This window comes from Sphingobacterium haloxyli (assembly GCF_002980525.1).
Classification (GTDB): Bacteria; Bacteroidota; Bacteroidia; order Sphingobacteriales; family Sphingobacteriaceae; genus Sphingobacterium; species Sphingobacterium haloxyli.
Genome location: NZ_PVBQ01000024.1, coordinates 1 through 19,780, shown reverse-complemented (window position 1 = coordinate 19,780; position 19,780 = coordinate 1). Strand labels below are relative to the sequence as shown.

Sequence of the window (19,780 nt, the reverse complement as noted above, 5' to 3'; positions counted from 1 at the left end):
AAACAATTACTGTACTTTATGACTACTAAAATTAATTTTATTTGGAAAGCTTGCTTTTTGACACTGGTAACCTTTGGTAGCTTCCAGGGAGCAAGTAAGGCTCAAAATAGTTTTCCGACAGCCAAAGGCTCCTATGTAACTTTAGACGGCGGCGGAATCAAGATGATTAGGCCTGTGACCACCGGGGGTTGGGCAAGAGGAACATCCTATTATCAAACCGCTGATTCCCCCCTAATATTCGGTTCGGGCCTGAATGGTGGAGGTGAAGCAACCCATCGTTTTTATCTCGCTTACGGCGCCAGTCCGTGGTCTAGTCCACTCGGAATGCATATTCTGCCGAATGGCAATGTGGGAATAGGAGTAATATCACCTGTCGCCAGATTGACGGTGAATGGCAATATCCTAGCCAAAGAGATCAAAGTAACCAACAACATCACCGTTCCAGACTATGTATTCGAACCGGATTACCAACTCAGCAGTCTCTCGGATATCGAGGCTTACGTAAAAGAACATAAACATCTGCCGGAAATCCCGTCAGCAAAGGACATTGAACGTGATGGGCTGGATTTAGGCGATATGAATCTACTATTGCTGAAAAAAGTAGAGGAATTGACTTTGCATTTGATTGAGAAGGAGAAAAAGATTGGCGAGCAACGAGTAAAAATGGAAGCGTTGGAAGGAGAAATCGAATCGATTAAAAAACAACTGATTTTAAAGTAAGATATACGGGAAATAAACAAAATGCAAACCCGGCTATCTTAAGTTTAACGCATAATTATTAAAAACCTAATTCTTGGATGCAGGAAATCCCACAAGAATAACTATTTTTGGTAGATAACAAACTGGAAAACTATTAACCTATAGATGCAGCTATGTTTAACAAATTTAATGGTCGGATTCGTTATAACTTGACCGCCGGTACCCTGATTTCACTCTTGTTTATGTTAGTAGTGACGGTGCCGCAGATGAGTTATGGACAATACAGCATGGAAAAATCTTTCATGATAAGGTTTCCCAATCAAGAAGCTAACCGTGTTTGTTATATCAATATACCACCTGGAAATAGGCTCTGGGGTAATATCGAAATTCAGTTGACAGGTGGATATAACGGTCAGTTGAACCGTGGTACATTGACAAAACGCATTGATATAGTTTACAATGGGCAAGCGACGGCCTATCTAAATCAATCGTTCGAAATTATCCACGCTGCTGAACCACTGGCTTCTCAATGGGCAATCGGAGATTTTGACGCTTCCCGATCCCGTATTCCTATTTACCACTTGGTATCGAGTGGAAATGAACTGATGATAAGGGTGCGTATACAATCAGGACCAGCTGCAACGTTGAAGAATATCATGGACGGCATGACCCTATCGGGAGTTGAGGAGGGAGAATTTGATAAAACCCGTTCCTATCGCTATTTGAACGAATCCAAAATCGGGATTGGCACACAAACTCCGGAATACAGGGTTGATATCGTCGGTGGTCTGCGCGCTCACGAAATAATGGTTAATACGCGGAAAACAGCAGATCACGTTTTTGAAAAAGAATATCCCTTGATGCCGATAGATTCTGTCTCGGAATTTATTTCGAAACATGGCCATTTACCAGCGATTCCCTCGGCCAGCGAAATGAGGAAAACTCCTTTGAATGTGGGGGACTTTCAGATTGATTTACTGCAAAAAATAGAGGAGTTGACATTGTACCTAATTGAGGCAAACAGGACGATTAGGGAACAGGATGCACGAATTAGAGCGCTGGAAAATGATGATAGGCAGAAGTAATTATTAACCCTAAATACGTACGAATATGAAAAAACACAACTGACCGTGAACAATCTTGATCATGTATATAGAAATGTATTTCACAGATGGTAATAAAATATATCATTACTGGTATAGTAGCAATTCTTATTGGCGTGTATCTCGTCTTTAGTAGCGTATTTTACAAAAATTATGACGACTCTATGATTAGAGGGCTAAAATTTAAACAGTTTTTCTCTGGTTTAGGGCTTATTGTACTGGGGATAATTCTTGTACTTTCTGAAGTATTATAGCGTTTTTTTTATTTTAGTAGTTCCAAGGTAATTTAATCTAACACCATAGGCTTCCACTGGGAAAGGCATTGTTTCTAAAATACAAAACATACAACGTGGATAAAAAGGTGAGGTTGGAAATAGCTCGTTTCTTAACAAATTAGTATCGAAAATTTAACTCCTCAGCGTAAGAAATTCGAACAGAATAGCTATTTTTGATTATTAACAAACTGGAAACATATTAACCTATAGATCACAGCTATGCTTAATAACATAAACGCAGTCCTTGCCGGTTTGCTTCTTTTGGGAGGATTGTCTGCAAACGGACAGAGTAATGTATTTCCTGCTTCGGGGAATGTGGGGATCGGAACGTCCACGCCTGCAAAGAAATTGGATGTAATTGGAGCTGTAAAAAGTAATGAGCTCAACTTTCCATTAACACAGTATAATTTTGAACTAGGACCGAGAACACAGCTGAGTCCGATGAGCATCAAGCTCTTTGATGATTATGCGAGCCAGCGATCTGGTGGTGTAATTCCGGGCAACAACAGATATGGGACATTGTTGGCCATCTATGGAAGGTCATCACATTGGCAGTCAGATATTTATTTCGGTTCGACCGATCGGAAAATGTATTTTCGCACCGGTGTGTTTCGCACGCATCAGAGCGATAACGGAGAGGGAAATTTCGATAATTGGCGAACAATCTTAGATTCCCACAGTGATGTGAAATCGAACGGGAAATTGCTACTGACAGGGAGTGGAAATCATTTCATAGAAAATGGCAACGTAGGAATTGGTACAACATCCCCTAAAGCAAAGCTTGCCGTGGAAGGCAACATCCTAGCTAAAGAAATCAAAGTAACCAACAACATCGCCGTTCCCGACTATGTATTCGAACTGGATTATCACTTGAGTAGTCTCTCGGACGTCGAAGCTTACGTGAAGGAACATAAACACCTGCCAGAAATCCCGTCAGCCAAAGATATTGAACGCGACGGGTTGGACTTGGGAGAAATGAATCTTCTGCTATTGAAAAAAGTGGAAGAATTGACTTTGCATTTGATCGAGAAGGAGAAAGAGATTGGAAAGCATCGGGAAAAAATCGGAAACCTGGAAGGAGAAATTGAGTCCATCAAGGAACAGCTAGTATTAGAGGACAACCGAAGATAAAATAATTCAACCGAAAGATATCATGAAACTAAACGTTACCATTTTCATCCCGTTAGCCATATCAATTATTAGCTTGCTTCCAAACGAGGGGGCGTTTGCACAGTCAAGCCATCTTACAATAGAAGATAGTCGGGATTTAATTACCCATCCTAGCGATTACAGCAAGGTGATTCGGCCCGCGTTCAAAAGAAACACTTCCTTAGGTCTACCCGCGGATGCAAGCTACTCTACATTGGTAGGGTTCAAGGGATGGGCTGGCGACACGGGAGGCCCTGCCCATGAACTGGCGTTTATGCAAACCAAGGGTATACGCTACCGAACTGGAACAAATGCTGCGGGCTGGTCGGCCTGGCGGCGCGTGTTAGCCGAAAATGTGCAAGGGAACGTGGGAATAGGTACGGATACTCCAAGAGAGCGGCTATCGGTCAATGGGAACATCCGTGCAAAGGAGATTAAAGTAGAGGCGAACAATTGGCCGGACTATGTGTTCCAAGAGAATTATCACTTGAGGCCACTTGCCGAAGTAAAGGACTATATCAAAGTAAACGGTCATTTACCTGAAATTCCTAGCGCAAAGGAAGTCGAAGAACAGGGGCTGTCTCTTGGCGAGATGAATGAATTGCTATTGAAGAAAGTGGAGGAATTGACATTGTATCTGATAGAGAGAGATGAGAGAATTGAGAATATAGAAAAAGAACTAACTGAAATAAAGAAAAATTTGCGTTAGCGGAATGCAAAACGGACTAAAATTTATGAATATCAAACCAATACTGATTACATTCCTATTGATGTCGACATCAATGGCATTTTCCCAAATTTATCCCGAAAAAACGACTCAGCAAGTCGCGATAGGACCTTATATTGGTTATGAATCCAGTGCCGAAGCTGTCGTCTACGGCCTTGAAGGCCTATATGAGTTTCGTCCGTTTCGAAGATGGGGATTCATAGCCTCAGCGACTTATGACCATAGTCCTTATACTAGTTTTGAACGGCAGTCCCCAGGGGTATTGGATTTCGAAAAAAAGCGACTTGGTATCCCTGAGAGTGCTGGCAATATTAAATTAAAGCAAGGACGGTTAGCGCTGGCTGGAGGGGCACGCTTCTATATTAAACGCTTTTTTATCGCTGGTGGAATAGGATGGACAACAACAAACTTTACATGGAATGATCAAGAAACGGGCGATACGGCAAGTGATGATGTACAGCGGTTTTATCGTCATTATGGCGTAGGATATCAACTTCCGTTGAAAAGCCGACAGCAACTGGAGTTTTTCTTTAATGCTGCTACGGGTGGTGTGCCGGTAGCTAATGGTACTTCCAAGGTAGTGGCGGGCGTAAGGTATGGATTGACTTCGCGGTAAAAGATATATTTATAATAGATCCAAGAATATGAAACAAAATGCTATCATTTTTATACCATTAGTGGTATTTTTCATTAGCCTAATTCCAAAAGGGAATACGTTCGCACAGTCCACTCATCTTACTGTACCGGATAGTAGAGATTTAATTACGCACCCCAGCGATTATAGTAGAGTTGTTCGATCCGCATTCAAGAGGAATACAACTGTGGGTCTGCCAACAGATGTCACATATTCGACATTAATGGCTATCAGGGGCTGGTCGGATGATTCGGGAGGCCCTGCCCATGAACTGGCGTTTATGCAAACCAAGGGTATACGCTACCGAACTGGAACAAATGCTGCGGGCTGGTCTGCTTGGCGTCGTGTATTAGTCGAAAATGTGCAAGGGAACGTGGGAATAGGTACTGACGCGCCGGGAGAGAGACTATCAGTCAACGGGAATATCCGTGCAAAAGAGATTAAAGTAGAGGCGAACAATTGGCCGGACTATGTGTTCCAGGAGAATTATCACTTGAGGCCACTTGCCGAAGTAAAGGACTATATCAAAGTAAACGGTCATTTACCTGAAATTCCTAGCGCAAAGGAAGTCGAAGAACAGGGTCTTTCTCTTGGTGAAATGAATAAATTGCTATTGAAGAAAGTGGAGGAATTGACACTGCATATCATCCAACTTGAGGAACGCGTGTCTGAAATGGAAAAAGATTCTATTTAACTTTTTGGGTTTTGCATATTTTCTCTATATTTAACGATTAATTACCCTTTAAGTTATGAAGTTAAAATCTTACAATGCGCGACTGAAAGCGTATACGCTGACGGAGATTCTGGTCGTACTGGTTATCATCGGTATATTGGTTTTGTTGGCGCTACCTAATCTAATGCCCTTAATAACCAAAGCTAAGAGCACCGAAGCGAAGATGCAGCTACAGCATGTGCAAACGCTGCAGAAAAACTATTTCTACGAAAGATCGAAGTACTCAACAGATCTGGAAGAAATCGGATTCGTACAGGAAAGACTGACCACAGAAGGAAACGACGGAAAAGCCAATTACCGCATTGAGATTGTACAGGCAGACAACAAGGGTTTCCTTGCCCGTGCGACTGCTGTCGTCGATTTTGATGGTGATGGAACAATGAACGTCTGGGAAATCGATCAAGACAAAAATCTTCGCGAAGTGACAGCGGACTGATATGATTTGGTTTGTCATAGCGATCATTGGGACCGGAGGCATAGCGCTGGAAGATTTTAGATGGCGTTTGGTACACCTATGGTGGTATTTGTTGCTATCGGTTGGTCTTGCGGGAATGTCAATTGTCTCCAATGGGATAATGAATGCGCTAGAAATGACCATGTGGAATCTTGGATTCGTGGTCGTGCTCCTTTTTGCATTGACGGCATATGTGTCTTTAAAAGAGCAAAAGTTCATACTGCCATTCGACCGTTACATCGGGTGGGGAGATGTGCTTTTCTTCGTTTGTGTAGCGCTGTATCTGGATTTAGGGGCCTACATCGTATTCATGATTCTCAGCCTTGTCGTAACATTGATCCTCACACCGCTGATCTACTGGTGGCAGGGACAGGAAAGACATGTGCCGCTAGCGGGTATACAGGCGTTATGCCTGATGTTGTATTTGCCGGCTGCACACTTCAAGCTGTTCCATTTTCCGATGTTGCTGCCAGATAAACTGTGACTTTTTCATCGATTATTAACCCCCACTTATGCAGCCTATTCAGTTACCACATACCATAGACGAGACAGTAGTCAAAGCGTTACCTCGATCTTTGGCTAGACATTATCGTATCATTGCTGTCCAAAAAGAGGGGGACAGCTTGCTTCTTTTGACAGATCAGGAGTTTTCTCAACTAGAAGATGAACTACGGATGGTACTGGAGTTCCCGTTCAGGCTAGTACGGGCAGAGGAGCATGATATCGAGCATCTGCTGCAACGCTATTATTACGACGCGGCAGACACTGATTCGGAAAGAAAGATACAGTCCTTGGCGTTTGATAACAACTTCTTGGACAGCCTTATCTGGGAAGCCAAGCAATTAAAGAGCAGTGATATCCATATCGAAAGTTTTGAGAACCGGGGGCGGGTTCGTATCCGTATCGACGGAATGATGGTGGAACGCTATTCGCTGTCTAAGACGGACTATCCGGCACTGGTCAATAAAATTAAGATCATGTCTAATATGGATATCGCTGAAAAGCGATTGCCTCAGGATGGGAGGATTCACTATCAGCGACAGGGCGAACAGTTCGATATTCGTGTATCGGTGTTGCCCACATTGCACGGGGAAAAGGTGGTGCTGCGTTTGTTGAACAATAATGCCGCGGATATCCAGATCGAATCACTGGGCATGTCAGAAGCCGATCTGGCCAATTATCTCCATGGCGTGAAAAAGCCTAACGGTATTCTGCTCATTAGTGGACCTACCGGATCGGGAAAGACGACTACGTTATATGCTACGCTGAAATACCTCAATAAGGATACAACGAATATCTTGACGATTGAAGATCCGATAGAGTATACCTTGGAAGGAATCAATCAGGTGCAGTTGCGCGAAAACATCGGACTGACTTTCGGAGCCGCACTACGCACCTTCCTACGGCAGGATCCTGATATCATTATGGTAGGAGAGATACGTGACCCGGACACGGCAAATATGGCGATCCGGGCAGCGCTTACTGGGCACCTTGTCCTGTCGACTATCCATACGAATTCTGCATGGGGTACCATATCACGTTTGATTGATATGGGGATACCCGGTTTTTTGATTGCGAATACGCTGAACACAACGGTGGCTCAACGTTTGGTGCGGCTGCTTTGCCCCGCGTGTAAGCGGATAGAATCTATGGATACGGCGCGGTACCCCAAACAGTTTAGACCTTATTATGAAGTGACCGAGCATGCCGTAGCGACGGGCTGTAGCCAGTGCCATTATACGGGATTCAAAGGCAGGAAAGCAGTATACGAGATTGTACCGCTGGACCGCGAGCTCGCAGAAGAGATCAGAAAAGAGAATATGCAGGTAGAACACCTATTGAAAGAGCGGCAAATTAAGACACTGGGCGAAAATGCCTTTGAGCTCTTTGCCCAGAAACTAACAACCTTGGAAGAAATATACCCCTTGCTTTTCAATTATTAATGATGAACTGGAAAAAAATTATTGCCATTTTATATTTTGCTTGTTGCTGTATCCATTGCGCGATAGCACAGCAGCAGGCCGAGCAACGTTATCAAGAGGTAGAAAACCGTTTGCGGTCGCTCACGTTTATGGTGCCGGGGCTGAACGAAAAGGTAAAGCTTTCTGTATCGGGTGTCTCGCTGCAGGAATTTGTGCGGGCACTAGCAGAATCAAATGGATTGAACATTAATGTTGCTCCCGACATCGACGCACAGATTGTAAACAACTTTCGGGATGAGACTGCCCTCAATGTGCTGCTCTTCTTGAGCAGGACGTATGCGCTGGATATACAGGTCATCGGATCGATTATGTCCATTAGTAAGATGCAGGGGATAGAACCGGTTCCGCAACCAAAGCAGATAAATATTACCTATAATGCGAGCGACGGTAGTTTAGGATATGAGCTGAACAATGATAGGCTTGTGGACGTGGCCCAGGTTATATCCGGTACGTCCGGACGGAACATTGTTGTTCCGGTGGGGCTGCAGGAAAAGACAGTCAGTGGCTTTATGGCGGCAGCTCCTTTTGAAGTGGCATTGGAGAAACTGGCTTTTGCCAACAACTTAAAATACAACAGGACGCAGGACGGGGTGTATGTATTTGAAGCATTGATTCCGGGGGAGGAACTGTTTATTAACCAGCAAAAGGAAACAGCCGTCCGCTATCGCAGTAGTATGGCTCAGCAGTCAGCGGGGATGGATGGTATGCAGCAAATGGGAGCTCCCGGCGGTTTTACCGTATATGGACAGATGCAGCAAGAGGGGAAACGCTTTACGATCCAAGCAGAAAATACACCTATTGCGGATTTGATTAAACGCGCGGCGCAGGATGCTGAAGTCAACTATTTTATTTATTCACCCATTCAAGGACAAGTGAGTGCGAATGTAAGGGACATCTCTTTTGAGGATTTCCTGACGACCATTTTCCAGACGACCGCGTATACGTTCCGGAAGGAGAAGGATACGTACCTGATCGGTGATAGAAAGATGGAAGGGTTGCGGGATAGCCGGATCGTGCAATTGCAGCATCGATCAATCGATACGGTACTTGCCATGATTCCCGCGGACTGGCGACGAGACGTGGAAATCAAGGAATTTAAGGAACAGAATATGCTCTTGCTATCCGGCTCTTCCCCACAGATTAAAGAAATCGAAAACTATATACAGAAGTTGGATAAATTGGTGCCGATGGTACTGATTGAGGTTACCATATTGGATATCCGGAAGGGAAATACCGTAAAGACGGGAATCAGTGCCGGTATAGCGGATAGCGTTGTTGCGACGGGAGGTAGCCTTTTAGGCCAGGGAATAGACTTCACCTTTGGGGCCGGTGGCGTCAACCGATTCCTGTCGCAGATAGGGCGGAACAATTCCTTTAACTTAGGAAGGGTGTCGCCTAATTTTTATTTGACGCTGAAGGCACTAGAAGAAAACCAGAATGTCGAAGTACGGGCGGTACCAAAGCTTTCTACCTTAAACGGCCATCAGGCAAATCTGAGTATCGGTAGCACCCGTTATTATCGGACGGAGACTCAAAATGTGATTCCATCGTTACAAACCCAAACGATATTTACCGAGCAGTTTACGCCCGTTGAAGCGAATATGGATATTGACATTAGACCAGTGGTTTCAGGCGACGATCAGATAACCTTAAACATTTTGGTGGACATTACCGATTTTATTGGAAACCCACCGGATAATGCCCCCCCGCCAACCTCTACTAGTAAATTTGAATCCATTGTGCGGGCACGAAACGAGGATATGATTGTGTTGGGAGGGATAGAACGTATGGAGAACAGCAATACCGGAAACGGTGTACCTGTGCTCTCGCGCATCCCGGTATTACGGTGGTTGTTCAGCAGTAGAGAAAAGACGGTGAGCAAGGTGGTATCCGTTGTATTCATAAAGCCAACCATTATTTATTAGTCGCTATGTTAAAACGTCTGGAGGAATGGTATGCAGTTAAAGAGGTCATCGGCATTAGCTGTACGCTGGGGTCCGACGAGACGTTGTTTAATATTTGCCGTCTCAGACGCCAGGGCGACAGCATCGATATCATTGAGCAGAAACCTGATGTGGATAAGGGGGAACTTTTGCGCTATATGGAAGGAAAGAAATCATTACCGATTTCCCTCCATATACAGGGCCGAGGTATACTCATTAAAGAGTTAGACGCAACGGAGACGTTGAGTGTGGATCAGATACGCGCTGTATTTCCCAATTATAGCGAAGAGGCTTACGTCCATAGCTACCTGACCGGAACCGAAAGGACTTGGCTTGCACTGATGAGAAAGGAACTGCTTGAAGAGATGCTGGAATCGTTTTGGGACAGTGGGCTGGATGTCGCCCGCGTTTTTATCGGCCCCGCTGTGGCGGCCAATGTACTAGATCAATTGAACGGCTATAGCGGGAACTATCTTTTCGATGGCCATTATATCCAACGGGATAACGAAACCAAGCAGTGGCAATCGTATCGATATGAAATGGGTTTAAAAGCTACCTATGCGATCAAAGTTCAAGGTGCCGATATACCGGAGCGTGCTGTCATGGCCTACGCGGCTGCGTTTTCGTTACTCATGCATAATTTTGTAGCTGATCTGCATATCGATGTTGCCATCGTTAATGACCGTTTTGATGATCTTTTGCAGAAGCTGCGTTTCAAAACCAATGGAATAGTTTTATTGATCGTTCTTTTTGTTCTGCTAATAATCAATACGGTGATGTACATGTACTATCAGGACAAATATGAGGCGTTGAACTACCAAACGAAAGAGAACTTTTCAAATGCCAGCGAATTAGAGAAGTTGTCCACAACGGTGGCAGAGAATGATGCATTGCTTCTGCAACTAGGCTGGAATGGAGGACTGTACAAGTCTTGGATCATAAACCAGTTGGCAAAGTCGTTAGAAGGGCGAAAAGGCATTGACTGGCAGAAGGTAGAGATCAATCCATACACCGCCCGTCGTTTGGGCGCTACAATGGGTGAGGTGGATAACCGCTATAAGATTTCGGTTTCGGGAATATGTTTAACATTAGGTGAACTGGAGCGCTGGGTGCGTACATTGGGACACAAACCGTGGGTAGAACAGGTAGAGATAAGCCGGTTTGTGGATCAGAACAAGCCCAATGCAGTGGGCAAAGATTTTGTAGTTACCATACATTATACCTATGATTTTTAAAGATTGGACTTATCGGAAAAAAAACCGTGCACTACTTGTATTGGTCTTTTTGCTATTGTTGGTGTCCTGGTATCTTGCTTTCGGAAAGACTTATCGGTTGATTGCCGGATATCGCGAACTGAGCAAGGGTATGGCCGCTGATCAGATCGGTGCTGTAAACACACCTGTTTTAAGAGAAAGAGTAAATGTACAAGACAGCCTCCTGCATCTTTATGCAGCCGATTCAACGCAATGGGTGTCGAACTTGTTGATTCAAGTCGGTGAGGTATTGGACAGCTACCTGGTTGGTGTAAGTTTCGAAAACAAAGCGGTAGGAACAGCATCTGACATCGTGGAGAGGGAACTGGTTCTGCAAGGTCCTTTTACAGCCTTGCAGCAAGCATTGGCGGCTTTGGAAGAGCGGTTTTTTATTAAAGCTGTCCAAGCGTATGTAGAAAAGGAACAACTAAGATACCGGGTGAAACTGGCTGCTGTGAAAGCTGTGGAAGAATAGCGAATTCAATATAATCAGTTAAAACTTAACCAGATATGAGAACGATTTCTAAGAGAATACTAGCGATTTCAGTAGTCGCGCTTTGGAATATTTTATCAGCTAATTGTCAAGTGAGAAATGAAAGTGAAACGATTTTTCCAGCAGAAGGCGCGATTTCAGAGGGGCATTGGGGAACTTATATGTTGGAAAATCAAGGAGCTTTTCGTAAAATAAGGATTGGAGTATCTAATGACACGTATACACGTGCGGAGATTATGTTGGAAAACAATAATACGGCTCATGGGAAAATTTATTTTAGAACTAGCTCTTCAGGTGTTCCAGCTGCTACCCGAATGATGATTCAGTCCAACGGGAATGTTGGAATTGGTACGATCGATCCTAAAGCCAAGCTTGCAGTGGATGGCAATATTTTAGCTAAGGAGATTAAGGTCAAGACAGATATCACCGTGCCGGATTACGTATTCGAGGAGACGTATAACTTGCCAACCTTATCCAGCATAGAAAACTATGTGAAAGAGCATAAACACCTGCCTGAAATTCCTTCGGCGAAAGATATCGAAAGTGATGGTCTCGATCTCGCAGAAATGAATCTTTTATTACTTAAAAAGGTCGAAGAACTGACGCTGCATTTAATAGAGAAGGATAAACAGGTTAATGAGCTAAGTGAAAGGGTATTGCGCTTGGAAGCCAATCAGGAGAACTTAAGGTTTAAATAAACTATATTATGGAAAAGTTATTATTTTCTTTTTGTTGTCTTATCTTATTCATAAATAAAAGTTCTTATGGACAACAAGAACTATTGCCGGTTACATCATACAGTTGGCAAGCTTCACAAATGCCTCGACAATTTTCGGGTAAACTTCAATTTTCTTTTGTTAGCGCAAACCAGGGTTTTCCTAGTTTTGGAACGGTTCTGATGGGAGGTGCATATTCAGTTGTGCAGGACGGTGGCGTATTCCAACTCTATTTTCCATATTCCGCACAGTATGGAGGCGTCGCACCTCAAGTGCGTTTGGGTAAATATAATAATCAAGGTTGGACAGATTGGCATTCTTTTTTTACGAGTGCAAATGCGAACAATGAAACTTCCGATTGGAAAGCTAAAAAATTGATTGTGTACGGCAATATCGGAATTGGGACAGAAACTCCTTCAGAACGGCTTGCTGTCAACGGGAATATTCGAGCCAAAGAGATCAAAGTGGAGGCGACAAACTGGCCAGACTACGTTTTCCGGAACGATTTTGAGTTGAAGCCGCTGTCGGAAGTGGAAAGATACATCAACGAAAACGGTCATTTACCGGAAATCCCTACAGCCTCTGAAGTAGAAATTGCGGGTGTATCGCTGGGCGAGATGAATAAGCTATTGCTGAAGAAAGTAGAAGAGTTGACCTTGCATTTGATTGAGAAGGAGAAACAGGTTCGTAATCTAGAACAGGGGATGCGAACGATGGAAGACCGCATAAGTAAACTAGAAACCAAAAATTAAGCCCCAAATGAAGAGAATTTGCCTTTTTATGCTGTTTACAGCTTCTTTGTGTATATCTGTATTGTTTGCACAAGAGACTCCGCTTGGTTCGAACTTCAAACACGTTAAGCTAATAGCTACGGGAAATATAGTTTATAACAAAGCCCTGATACTACTCCATCCGATGTATGATGGAGTGGACTTGCCTAATAACTATTTGGTAGGTCATTTGACTGCCAGAAGGGGGGCTGAGACGTCATCAAACAGACTGAACACAGTTTTTGTCAACACGTCTTCTGCATATCGAGCTACGGCTGGAATGTTGACCTCCTACGAAAGTGGTGTGAATTCCTGGAAGCTGAAGACATGTCGCTACAATGGTGTTAAATACATAGCTATCGATATTCCTTATGAAGCTTCCCAGCACGCTCATGGTTTTCAATTTGCCGGCTGGGCTACGTCATCCGGGGAGTCCTTGAAGTTTGTTGTTTATAATGTCAATGGTGTCCCTCAAAACACCAGTATATTGACCGATATCCAGGATTACACTGCCAATATGAACAGTACGCAACACGTAAGAAATTTTAATGTACTAGGTAAAATCGGGATTGGAACGACAAACCCCAAGGAAGAGCTTTCGGTCAATGGCAATATCCGAGCTAGGGAAATCAAAGTGGAGACGGCCGGTTGGCCCGATTACGTTTTCAGAGAAGACTATCGGTTAAAGCCGCTATCTGAAGTCGAAAGGTATATCAGAGAACATGGCCATTTGCCTGAAATGCCGAAGGCTGCAGAAGCGGAAGCTAATGGTGTGTCGCTTGGAGAAATGAATAAGCTGTTGTTGAAGAAGGTGGAAGAGCTGACGTTGCATTTGATTGAGAAAGAGAAGGAGATAGAAATTATTAAAAATACGCTTCTGAAAATGCAAGGAAAATAATGACAAACGAATAACCTAAAGTACATCATTATGAAATTTAAACTTATTCTAGGCCTGTTTTTAAGCATGCTTATCGTTGAACTAACTTATGCACAGACGACCTCTAGCGTATCGGTTGATGGGCCGGGCTGGAAAAGGGTAGCCTATAATCGACTCGGCCCTGCAGGTCGTGGTTTTGGAAAGATTACCGTTTTCACAGCCGGAGGGAGCAATGCACCTCGCTATCTGGATATCGAATGGTTTAAAGATTGGTCAGTGACAGGGGGAATTTCGGTAAAGACAAACAGCAACTCTGGTTTTTGGACTGGGGCTCGGGTTACATTCGATAGCGATACTTGCTTCATAGAAGTGAATTTTAGTAAAGCGATTCCGAATAATCTCTCGCTGTTATCGGACAATTATGGATGGTATGCTGCGCAGTTGTATTCAGGGCCCCTTCCTAATGGAGGAGGTACAGTCCGAGCAGAGGCTAGGGCGGCTCGATTCAATGTTGAAAATCAGTTGACGGTAGCATACAATGGTAACGTCGGAGTCGGTACTGCCACTCCAACGAGCAAGCTCGCGGTGAATGGGAACATTCGCGCACGAGAAATCAAAGTGGAAACTGCGAATTGGCCGGATTATGTTTTTCAAAAAGATTACGAGTTGAAGTCGCTATCCGAAGTTGAAAAATATATCAATGAGAACGGTCATTTACCTGAAATTCCTAAGGCTGAAGAGGTTGAAGCTGAGGGCGTTTCACTCGGTGAGATGAACAAGCTGTTGTTGAAGAAAGTAGAAGAGTTAACGCTCTATCTGTTAGAGCAGGATAAACGTATAAGAGAATTGGAAGAAAATCAAAGTAATCCCTAAAAAGACATGAAAGTTTCATTGAACAAATTTTTGATGGTGCTATTTTTAGGCGCCGTGATAAATTATTTGAATCCCGCATTCGCACAAAGCAACGTATTTCCAACTAATGGCAATGTGGGTATAGGCACGAGTGCTCCCGCCGCCAAATTGCAAGTAAATGGCGGGATATCCGTTAATGGATATAATCCCACTGGTGGGGTGAACAACTTTCGGAATGCCATACAGCTAATAAGCGCACATCATGCGGCAATTATTTATAACCCAGGACAAGAAACACAGTTAATGATGGGGTTCCATTCTAATGGAAGTATTTACTGGGGCGACAATAGCAAATATACGATGACATTGTCAAAGGCCGGGCAATTGGGGATTACAGCCTTGGCGGTGGGTGGAGGGCTTAAAAGCGGAAGTAGGATGTCTGTCAACGGCAAGATAGCTGCAAAGGAGGTTGAAGTAACCGTTAATAATTGGCCTGATTATGTTTTTCGGAAAGACTATGAACTGAAACCCTTATCCCAAGTAGAAAAATATATCAAAGAAAACGGGCACTTGCCAGAGATCCCAAAGGCTGAAGAAGTGGAAGCGGACGGCTTGTCTTTGGGCGAAATGGATAAGCTATTATTGAAGAAAATAGAGGAGTTGACGTTGCATTTGATTGAGAAGGATAGGCAGGTAGCTGACTTGGAAAGAAGAATGCAAGCCATGGAAAATGATAAAAACAAACCGATATCTGACTAAAAATGAAAAACATGAAAATTGATCGATTTTTAAGTGTCTGTTTTATATGCCTGATGCTCGTTGTGAACGTTGTGAATGGCCAGGAATTTTTTACAGGGTCTAAGAGCCCAACAGCCTCTATTTCCCGTACAGGATCTACGATATTTGGCAATGTACTTTTACGTGCTGCTAATAATGTTCAAGTTTTGGAGCATACAAAGGAGACCGGGGACTTTTATATAAGAAGTGTGGCCTATCAAGTACCAAATGATAATGGAAATCTAATTCTCAATGACATTGGTGGGTTTGTTGGTATCGGCACCTCTAGACCTAAAGAGAAACTTTCTGTCAATGGTAATATTCGTGCGCGTGAAATCAAAGTGGAGATTGCCAATTGGCCTGATTATGTTTTTCGGAAAGATTATGAACTGAAACCGCTATCGGAAGTGGAAAGATACATCAATGAAAACGGTCATTTGCCTGAAATTCCTAAGGCTGAAGATGTAGAAAATGAGGGTGTTTCGCTAGGTGAGATGAACAAACTGTTGCTAAAGAAAGTAGAGGAGCTGACATTGCATTTGATTGAGAAAGAGAAAAATATAGAGGGATTAAAGCAGGAACTAAAAAATATGAGGAAAGAGCTGTTTAGAGTCATCCAAATAGTACAAGGAAGTAATGATATGTAATGAAAACTACCAAGATTTTCAATATACGGCAGAAAATATGAAAATAATACCGGTGGGTCAAGATATTAAATTAAGAAAGGAAAGAATATATGAAAATATTTGAAAGTGCCAAAGGCCTTGATAAAATTTTATTATTTGTCTACTTTAAGATTAAGGTACAATATATATGTTGTATCAAGATCAACCGAAGACAGATAGGAGCGACATGGTATTGTGAAAAACTTCAAACGTTACTACTTGTTATGATTCCAATCCTCTTTACAGTGGGAGTCATGGCACAGGGTCCGCCAATAAATAACAAAATTCTATTGCCCGATTTTCAAAACCCAGAGGCAGCTAGTTTAGGCAGATACGGAGTATATCCCACCGCTGAATATACTGGTGCTTTGGACATTAACATACCTTTGTTTGAAATTAATGCGAAAGGATATAAAGTTCCCTTTTCTCTGTCGTTTCATGGTTCGGGTATAAAATTAAATCAGATGGAGACTATGGTAGGATTAGGATGGAGTCTATCAGGTATAGGGATAATCAGCAGGTCGGTGATCGGAGTGCCTGATGAAAAGTTGAAAGGTAGTGCACAGATCATTCCGAAAACAGAACAGGAGATAAGGAATGAAGCAGCGTTACCATACAACGCGTCACAATCCCAGATTGCGCAAGCTAGAGTACGGCTAAAAGCGATTGCTGAAGGTGCCGGTGATGATACCCATACCGATTATTACTTTTACAACTTTACGGGACGCTCAGGCAAATTTATCTTACAAAATAGAACGGATTATATACCAATTCCTTTTGATCCTATTAAGATAGAAAGGGGGCCAATATCTAGTAATCTTTACAATTCATATGCATTTCAGATAACGGATGAAACCGGGGCCGTATCTACGTTTGGAAGCTACACTTATTCAGTACCAGAAAATTTTGAAGCTATACCGCGTAATGCCATTATTAGTAGTTGGTATTTAGACAAAATTTCCATACCGTATAAAAATGAAAATATATACTTTTCATACGAAGACTTTTTTCTTGATGAAGAAACGGCATATCAAGAGCAGAGCTTCGGTTATCGTATGGCGGGAAATGGCAGTTTAATACCTATACAACCATTTATATATGATACATACGGAAAGTTGAAACATAGAATGAAGTTTATAAAGCAGATAACTTATAGTGAAGGCAGGGTCGAGTTCAACTATGTAAATTCACCGAATTCAAGCGTTTCATTTATGAAATTCTTAAAAGAAATTTTAGTATACGATAATTCCGATCATCTGGTAAAGAAAATTACATTGGATTATATCGTGCCTGCAAACCGGGTCAAGCTATCTAAAGTTACTACGGTAGACTTGACGGATGCTACTAATAGTGGATCATATGATATCATTTATAATTCAATTCACTTCCCGTCAAGAAGTGATGGAATAATTACAAGTGATTTTTGGGGTTATTACAATAACCAAGGCGCTGGACTCATAGGTATGAAAAGTGTTCCACGTTCAAGTATTCCCTTATCAGCTACAGGAGAAAGTAGTTGGCAGGAGCTTATTATGAATGTAGGTAATTCCAATCGGGAGATAAATGAGGACGTGAATCAAGCTGAAATGATATCAAAAATTGTATATCCAACCAAAGGTTATACAACGTTTGCATTTGAATCTAATAAGTTCTTAAACAGAGAGGTAATTAGTCCTGACCGACAAATTAGTTATGGAGGCAGTATATCTGGTAAAGGCAGCAATACTAAAAGTGAAGCGGTTTATAATTTTACGTTTGACTCTACAAATATTGTTAAGCCATTTTCAGCTAAGCCAAAGCTAACTATCATGTTTGGCCCTCCCACACCCATAAATGGGGCAGTTCAGATGTATACCCAGTTAGTTACTTTGACAGATTTGACAACGAACACTGTCCTTTTGACTAAATACCACGATTCTAATCCGGCTTTGCCATTGACTTTTGTACAAGATCTTAACCTGATGCAAAATCATCAATATGAGTTAAGGCTTCTAGTGTATGGTGTTTCGAACTATGTGAACGGTCATATGACTTCGTCAATAAATGCCTCTGTTAAATGGTTGAGTAACAAGATGGAATATGGAGAGGTTGCCAGACTGGCCGGGGGACTAAGGATTAAAAAGGTAGAAAGTTATGATAGAATGAATAACAACGTAAGCTCGGAGGAATACATATATGGAAAAAACGGTAATAGTGTTGGTAAATCACTTTTTGATCCAAGTATTTTTTTTAAAGACTATCAGGATTTTAAATATTATACCTTTACCCAGGCGGAAGCAGCCTCCGGTGTTACTACGACAAAAAAAGGTGATTTTTGGGAACGGAAGTACTTTGGAATGACAGAATATTCAAGTATAGCATTGAATGGTTCTCCGGTTTTCTATGATCATGTTACAAAAATTACAAAATCAACAACGTCGGGAGATCAGTTCAAGGAAATAAAACAATATCAGCTTAATAATGGAAAAACATTTGAAACTTCTGAATTTCTGAATTCTAAGAATTATGGGGCTTTTTCCTATCTTTTGAATGTTCCTGTACTGATTAATGAATCGTTATTCGGATCAGATGGAAAATTAATAAAACATAGAAAGCTGAATTATGACTATTTCAAACTTAGCGGATACCAGCCAGCTTTGGTTTTTGAGCAAAAGATATTTGTGGAACCTTCTTCTCCTTTATTGGGAGGATATATATTTGATTATAATATTATCTCCGATTTTCGGATAACAAGATCGACGATAAGTAATAGACAATTGCTACCTGTTAAGGAGGGAGAAACGGAATATTTTTATAAAAATGGTGTTTTGTCAGATAGTACAGTTACTACAAAAGAGACAAGTTACTCATCAGCCTATCACCTTGAACCCTCTGAGATTAAGTTTATGGGATCTAATCAAAATGAAAGAACAATTAAGTTTAGATATCCGGATGACGTTGTATCAACGACGCTTTTCGCGGGTAACCTGAATGCTGGACAATTGCAATCCATCCAAAGGTTAAATAGGTCCAACGAACATAGGGTGACAGAACCTATTCAAATTGAAGATTATTCAAACAATGAATTGTTATCCGTGAAGAGAAATTTGTATGGTGTTTTTTCAGGAAAGACATTGTTAAGCAGGGTACTGAATAAGTTTTCATTATTTCCCTTTACAGATGTGATGAATATCGCTATGTATGATAACTATGGCAATCCGCTTGAAATAAAAAAGCAAAAAGATGCAGCGACAGTCTATCTCTGGGGTTATAGTGGCCAATATCCGATTGCAAAGGTCGAGAATGCAACATATGACGAAGTGAAAGATGCCCTGAACGATTCTTCTGGTATTTTTCTGAACCAACTCACGAGTAAAACTACGCCCTCCGATTCAGATTTTACTAAGCTGAACGGCCTGCGCACCAGTCTAGCTAATGCCCAGATCAGTACATACACCTACAAACCGTTGGTGGGCATGACGAGCATGACCGATCCGCGGGGCATCACGGAATACTACCAGTATGACGGCTTCCAGCGCCTGAAGGACGTGCTGGACTTCGATAAGAACGTACTTCGGAACTACCAATACCATTATAGACCTTAAATTGACCATATTATGAAGCTAATTAAGCTGCTATCCGTCCTCTCTATATCTTGTAGCTTCCTGGGGCATGTCCATGGCCAGCGTGACACCCTGG

The 19,780-nt window shown here is 42.4% G+C and carries 19 protein-coding genes; all 19 read left to right on the top strand.

Annotated features, from left to right (window positions below; translation table 11 throughout):
• Nucleotides 1-18: 18 nt before the first annotated feature.
• The 19 genes from C5745_RS18930 (at nt 19) to C5745_RS18835 (ending at nt 19,686) form a co-directional block, all read left to right on the top strand.
• Complete coding sequence (locus tag C5745_RS18930) at nt 19-720, top strand: hypothetical protein (RefSeq protein WP_105718584.1); 702 nt, start codon at nt 19-21, stop codon at nt 718-720.
• Between the two features lie 152 nt (nt 721-872).
• On the top strand, nt 873-1,784 hold the full coding sequence (locus C5745_RS18925) for a hypothetical protein (protein ID WP_105718583.1): 912 nt from the start codon (nt 873-875) through the stop codon (nt 1,782-1,784).
• A 512-nt stretch (nt 1,785-2,296) separates the two neighbouring features.
• On the top strand, nt 2,297-3,208 hold the full coding sequence (locus C5745_RS18915) for a hypothetical protein (protein WP_105718581.1): 912 nt from the start codon (nt 2,297-2,299) through the stop codon (nt 3,206-3,208).
• A gap of 22 nt (nt 3,209-3,230) precedes the next feature.
• Nucleotides 3,231-3,935, top strand: coding sequence for a hypothetical protein (locus C5745_RS18910; RefSeq protein ID WP_243403400.1), 705 nt, complete (start codon nt 3,231-3,233; stop codon nt 3,933-3,935).
• A 25-nt stretch (nt 3,936-3,960) separates the two neighbouring features.
• On the top strand, nt 3,961-4,569 hold the full coding sequence (locus tag C5745_RS18905; protein WP_133166397.1) for a hypothetical protein: 609 nt from the start codon (nt 3,961-3,963) through the stop codon (nt 4,567-4,569).
• A gap of 28 nt (nt 4,570-4,597) precedes the next feature.
• A complete protein-coding gene (locus C5745_RS20535; RefSeq protein ID WP_207795854.1) occupies nt 4,598-5,281 on the top strand; it encodes a hypothetical protein in 684 nt (227 codons plus the stop codon).
• A gap of 55 nt (nt 5,282-5,336) precedes the next feature.
• Nucleotides 5,337-5,756, top strand: a complete 420-nt coding sequence (locus C5745_RS18895) for a type IV pilin protein (protein ID WP_105718579.1) — start codon at nt 5,337-5,339, stop codon at nt 5,754-5,756.
• Nucleotide 5,757: 1 nt separating this feature from the next.
• On the top strand, nt 5,758-6,258 hold the full coding sequence (locus C5745_RS18890; protein WP_105718578.1) for a hypothetical protein: 501 nt from the start codon (nt 5,758-5,760) through the stop codon (nt 6,256-6,258).
• 28 nt (nt 6,259-6,286) lie between these two features.
• Nucleotides 6,287-7,717, top strand: coding sequence for a GspE/PulE family protein (locus C5745_RS18885; protein ID WP_105718577.1), 1,431 nt, complete (start codon nt 6,287-6,289; stop codon nt 7,715-7,717).
• Nucleotides 7,717-9,681 (top strand): type II secretion system protein GspD, encoded by a 1,965-nt coding sequence (locus tag C5745_RS18880; RefSeq protein WP_243403399.1) that lies wholly within the window; start codon nt 7,717-7,719, stop codon nt 9,679-9,681. Before C5745_RS18885 ends, C5745_RS18880 begins: the two co-directional genes overlap by 1 nt.
• Nucleotides 9,682-9,686: 5 nt before the next feature.
• Nucleotides 9,687-10,934 carry a hypothetical protein gene (locus C5745_RS18875; protein WP_105718576.1) on the top strand — a complete coding sequence of 416 codons (1,248 nt, stop codon included), beginning with the start codon at nt 9,687-9,689 and terminating at the stop codon, nt 10,932-10,934.
• Complete coding sequence (locus C5745_RS18870; protein ID WP_105718575.1) at nt 10,924-11,427, top strand: hypothetical protein; 504 nt, start codon at nt 10,924-10,926, stop codon at nt 11,425-11,427. The genes C5745_RS18875 and C5745_RS18870 overlap by 11 nt, the downstream gene beginning before the upstream one ends.
• Nucleotides 11,428-11,462: 35 nt before the next feature.
• A complete protein-coding gene (locus C5745_RS18865) occupies nt 11,463-12,143 on the top strand; it encodes a hypothetical protein (RefSeq protein ID WP_133166396.1) in 681 nt (226 codons plus the stop codon).
• A gap of 8 nt (nt 12,144-12,151) precedes the next feature.
• Entirely contained in the window at nt 12,152-12,913 is a 762-nt protein-coding gene (locus C5745_RS18860) for a hypothetical protein (protein WP_133166395.1), read from the top strand.
• A gap of 7 nt (nt 12,914-12,920) precedes the next feature.
• Complete coding sequence (locus C5745_RS20530; protein WP_207795853.1) at nt 12,921-13,829, top strand: hypothetical protein; 909 nt, start codon at nt 12,921-12,923, stop codon at nt 13,827-13,829.
• A gap of 30 nt (nt 13,830-13,859) precedes the next feature.
• Nucleotides 13,860-14,681, top strand: a complete 822-nt coding sequence (locus C5745_RS18850) for a hypothetical protein (protein ID WP_133166394.1) — start codon at nt 13,860-13,862, stop codon at nt 14,679-14,681.
• Nucleotides 14,682-14,687: 6 nt separating this feature from the next.
• Complete coding sequence (locus C5745_RS18845) at nt 14,688-15,419, top strand: hypothetical protein (protein ID WP_105718571.1); 732 nt, start codon at nt 14,688-14,690, stop codon at nt 15,417-15,419.
• Between the two features lie 11 nt (nt 15,420-15,430).
• Nucleotides 15,431-16,084: a hypothetical protein gene (locus C5745_RS20775; protein WP_133166393.1), complete on the top strand. Its 654-nt coding sequence runs from the start codon at nt 15,431-15,433 to the stop codon at nt 16,082-16,084.
• A gap of 242 nt (nt 16,085-16,326) precedes the next feature.
• Nucleotides 16,327-19,686, top strand: coding sequence for a hypothetical protein (locus C5745_RS18835; protein WP_207795852.1), 3,360 nt, complete (start codon nt 16,327-16,329; stop codon nt 19,684-19,686).
• The last annotated feature ends 94 nt before the right edge of the window (nt 19,687-19,780 follow it).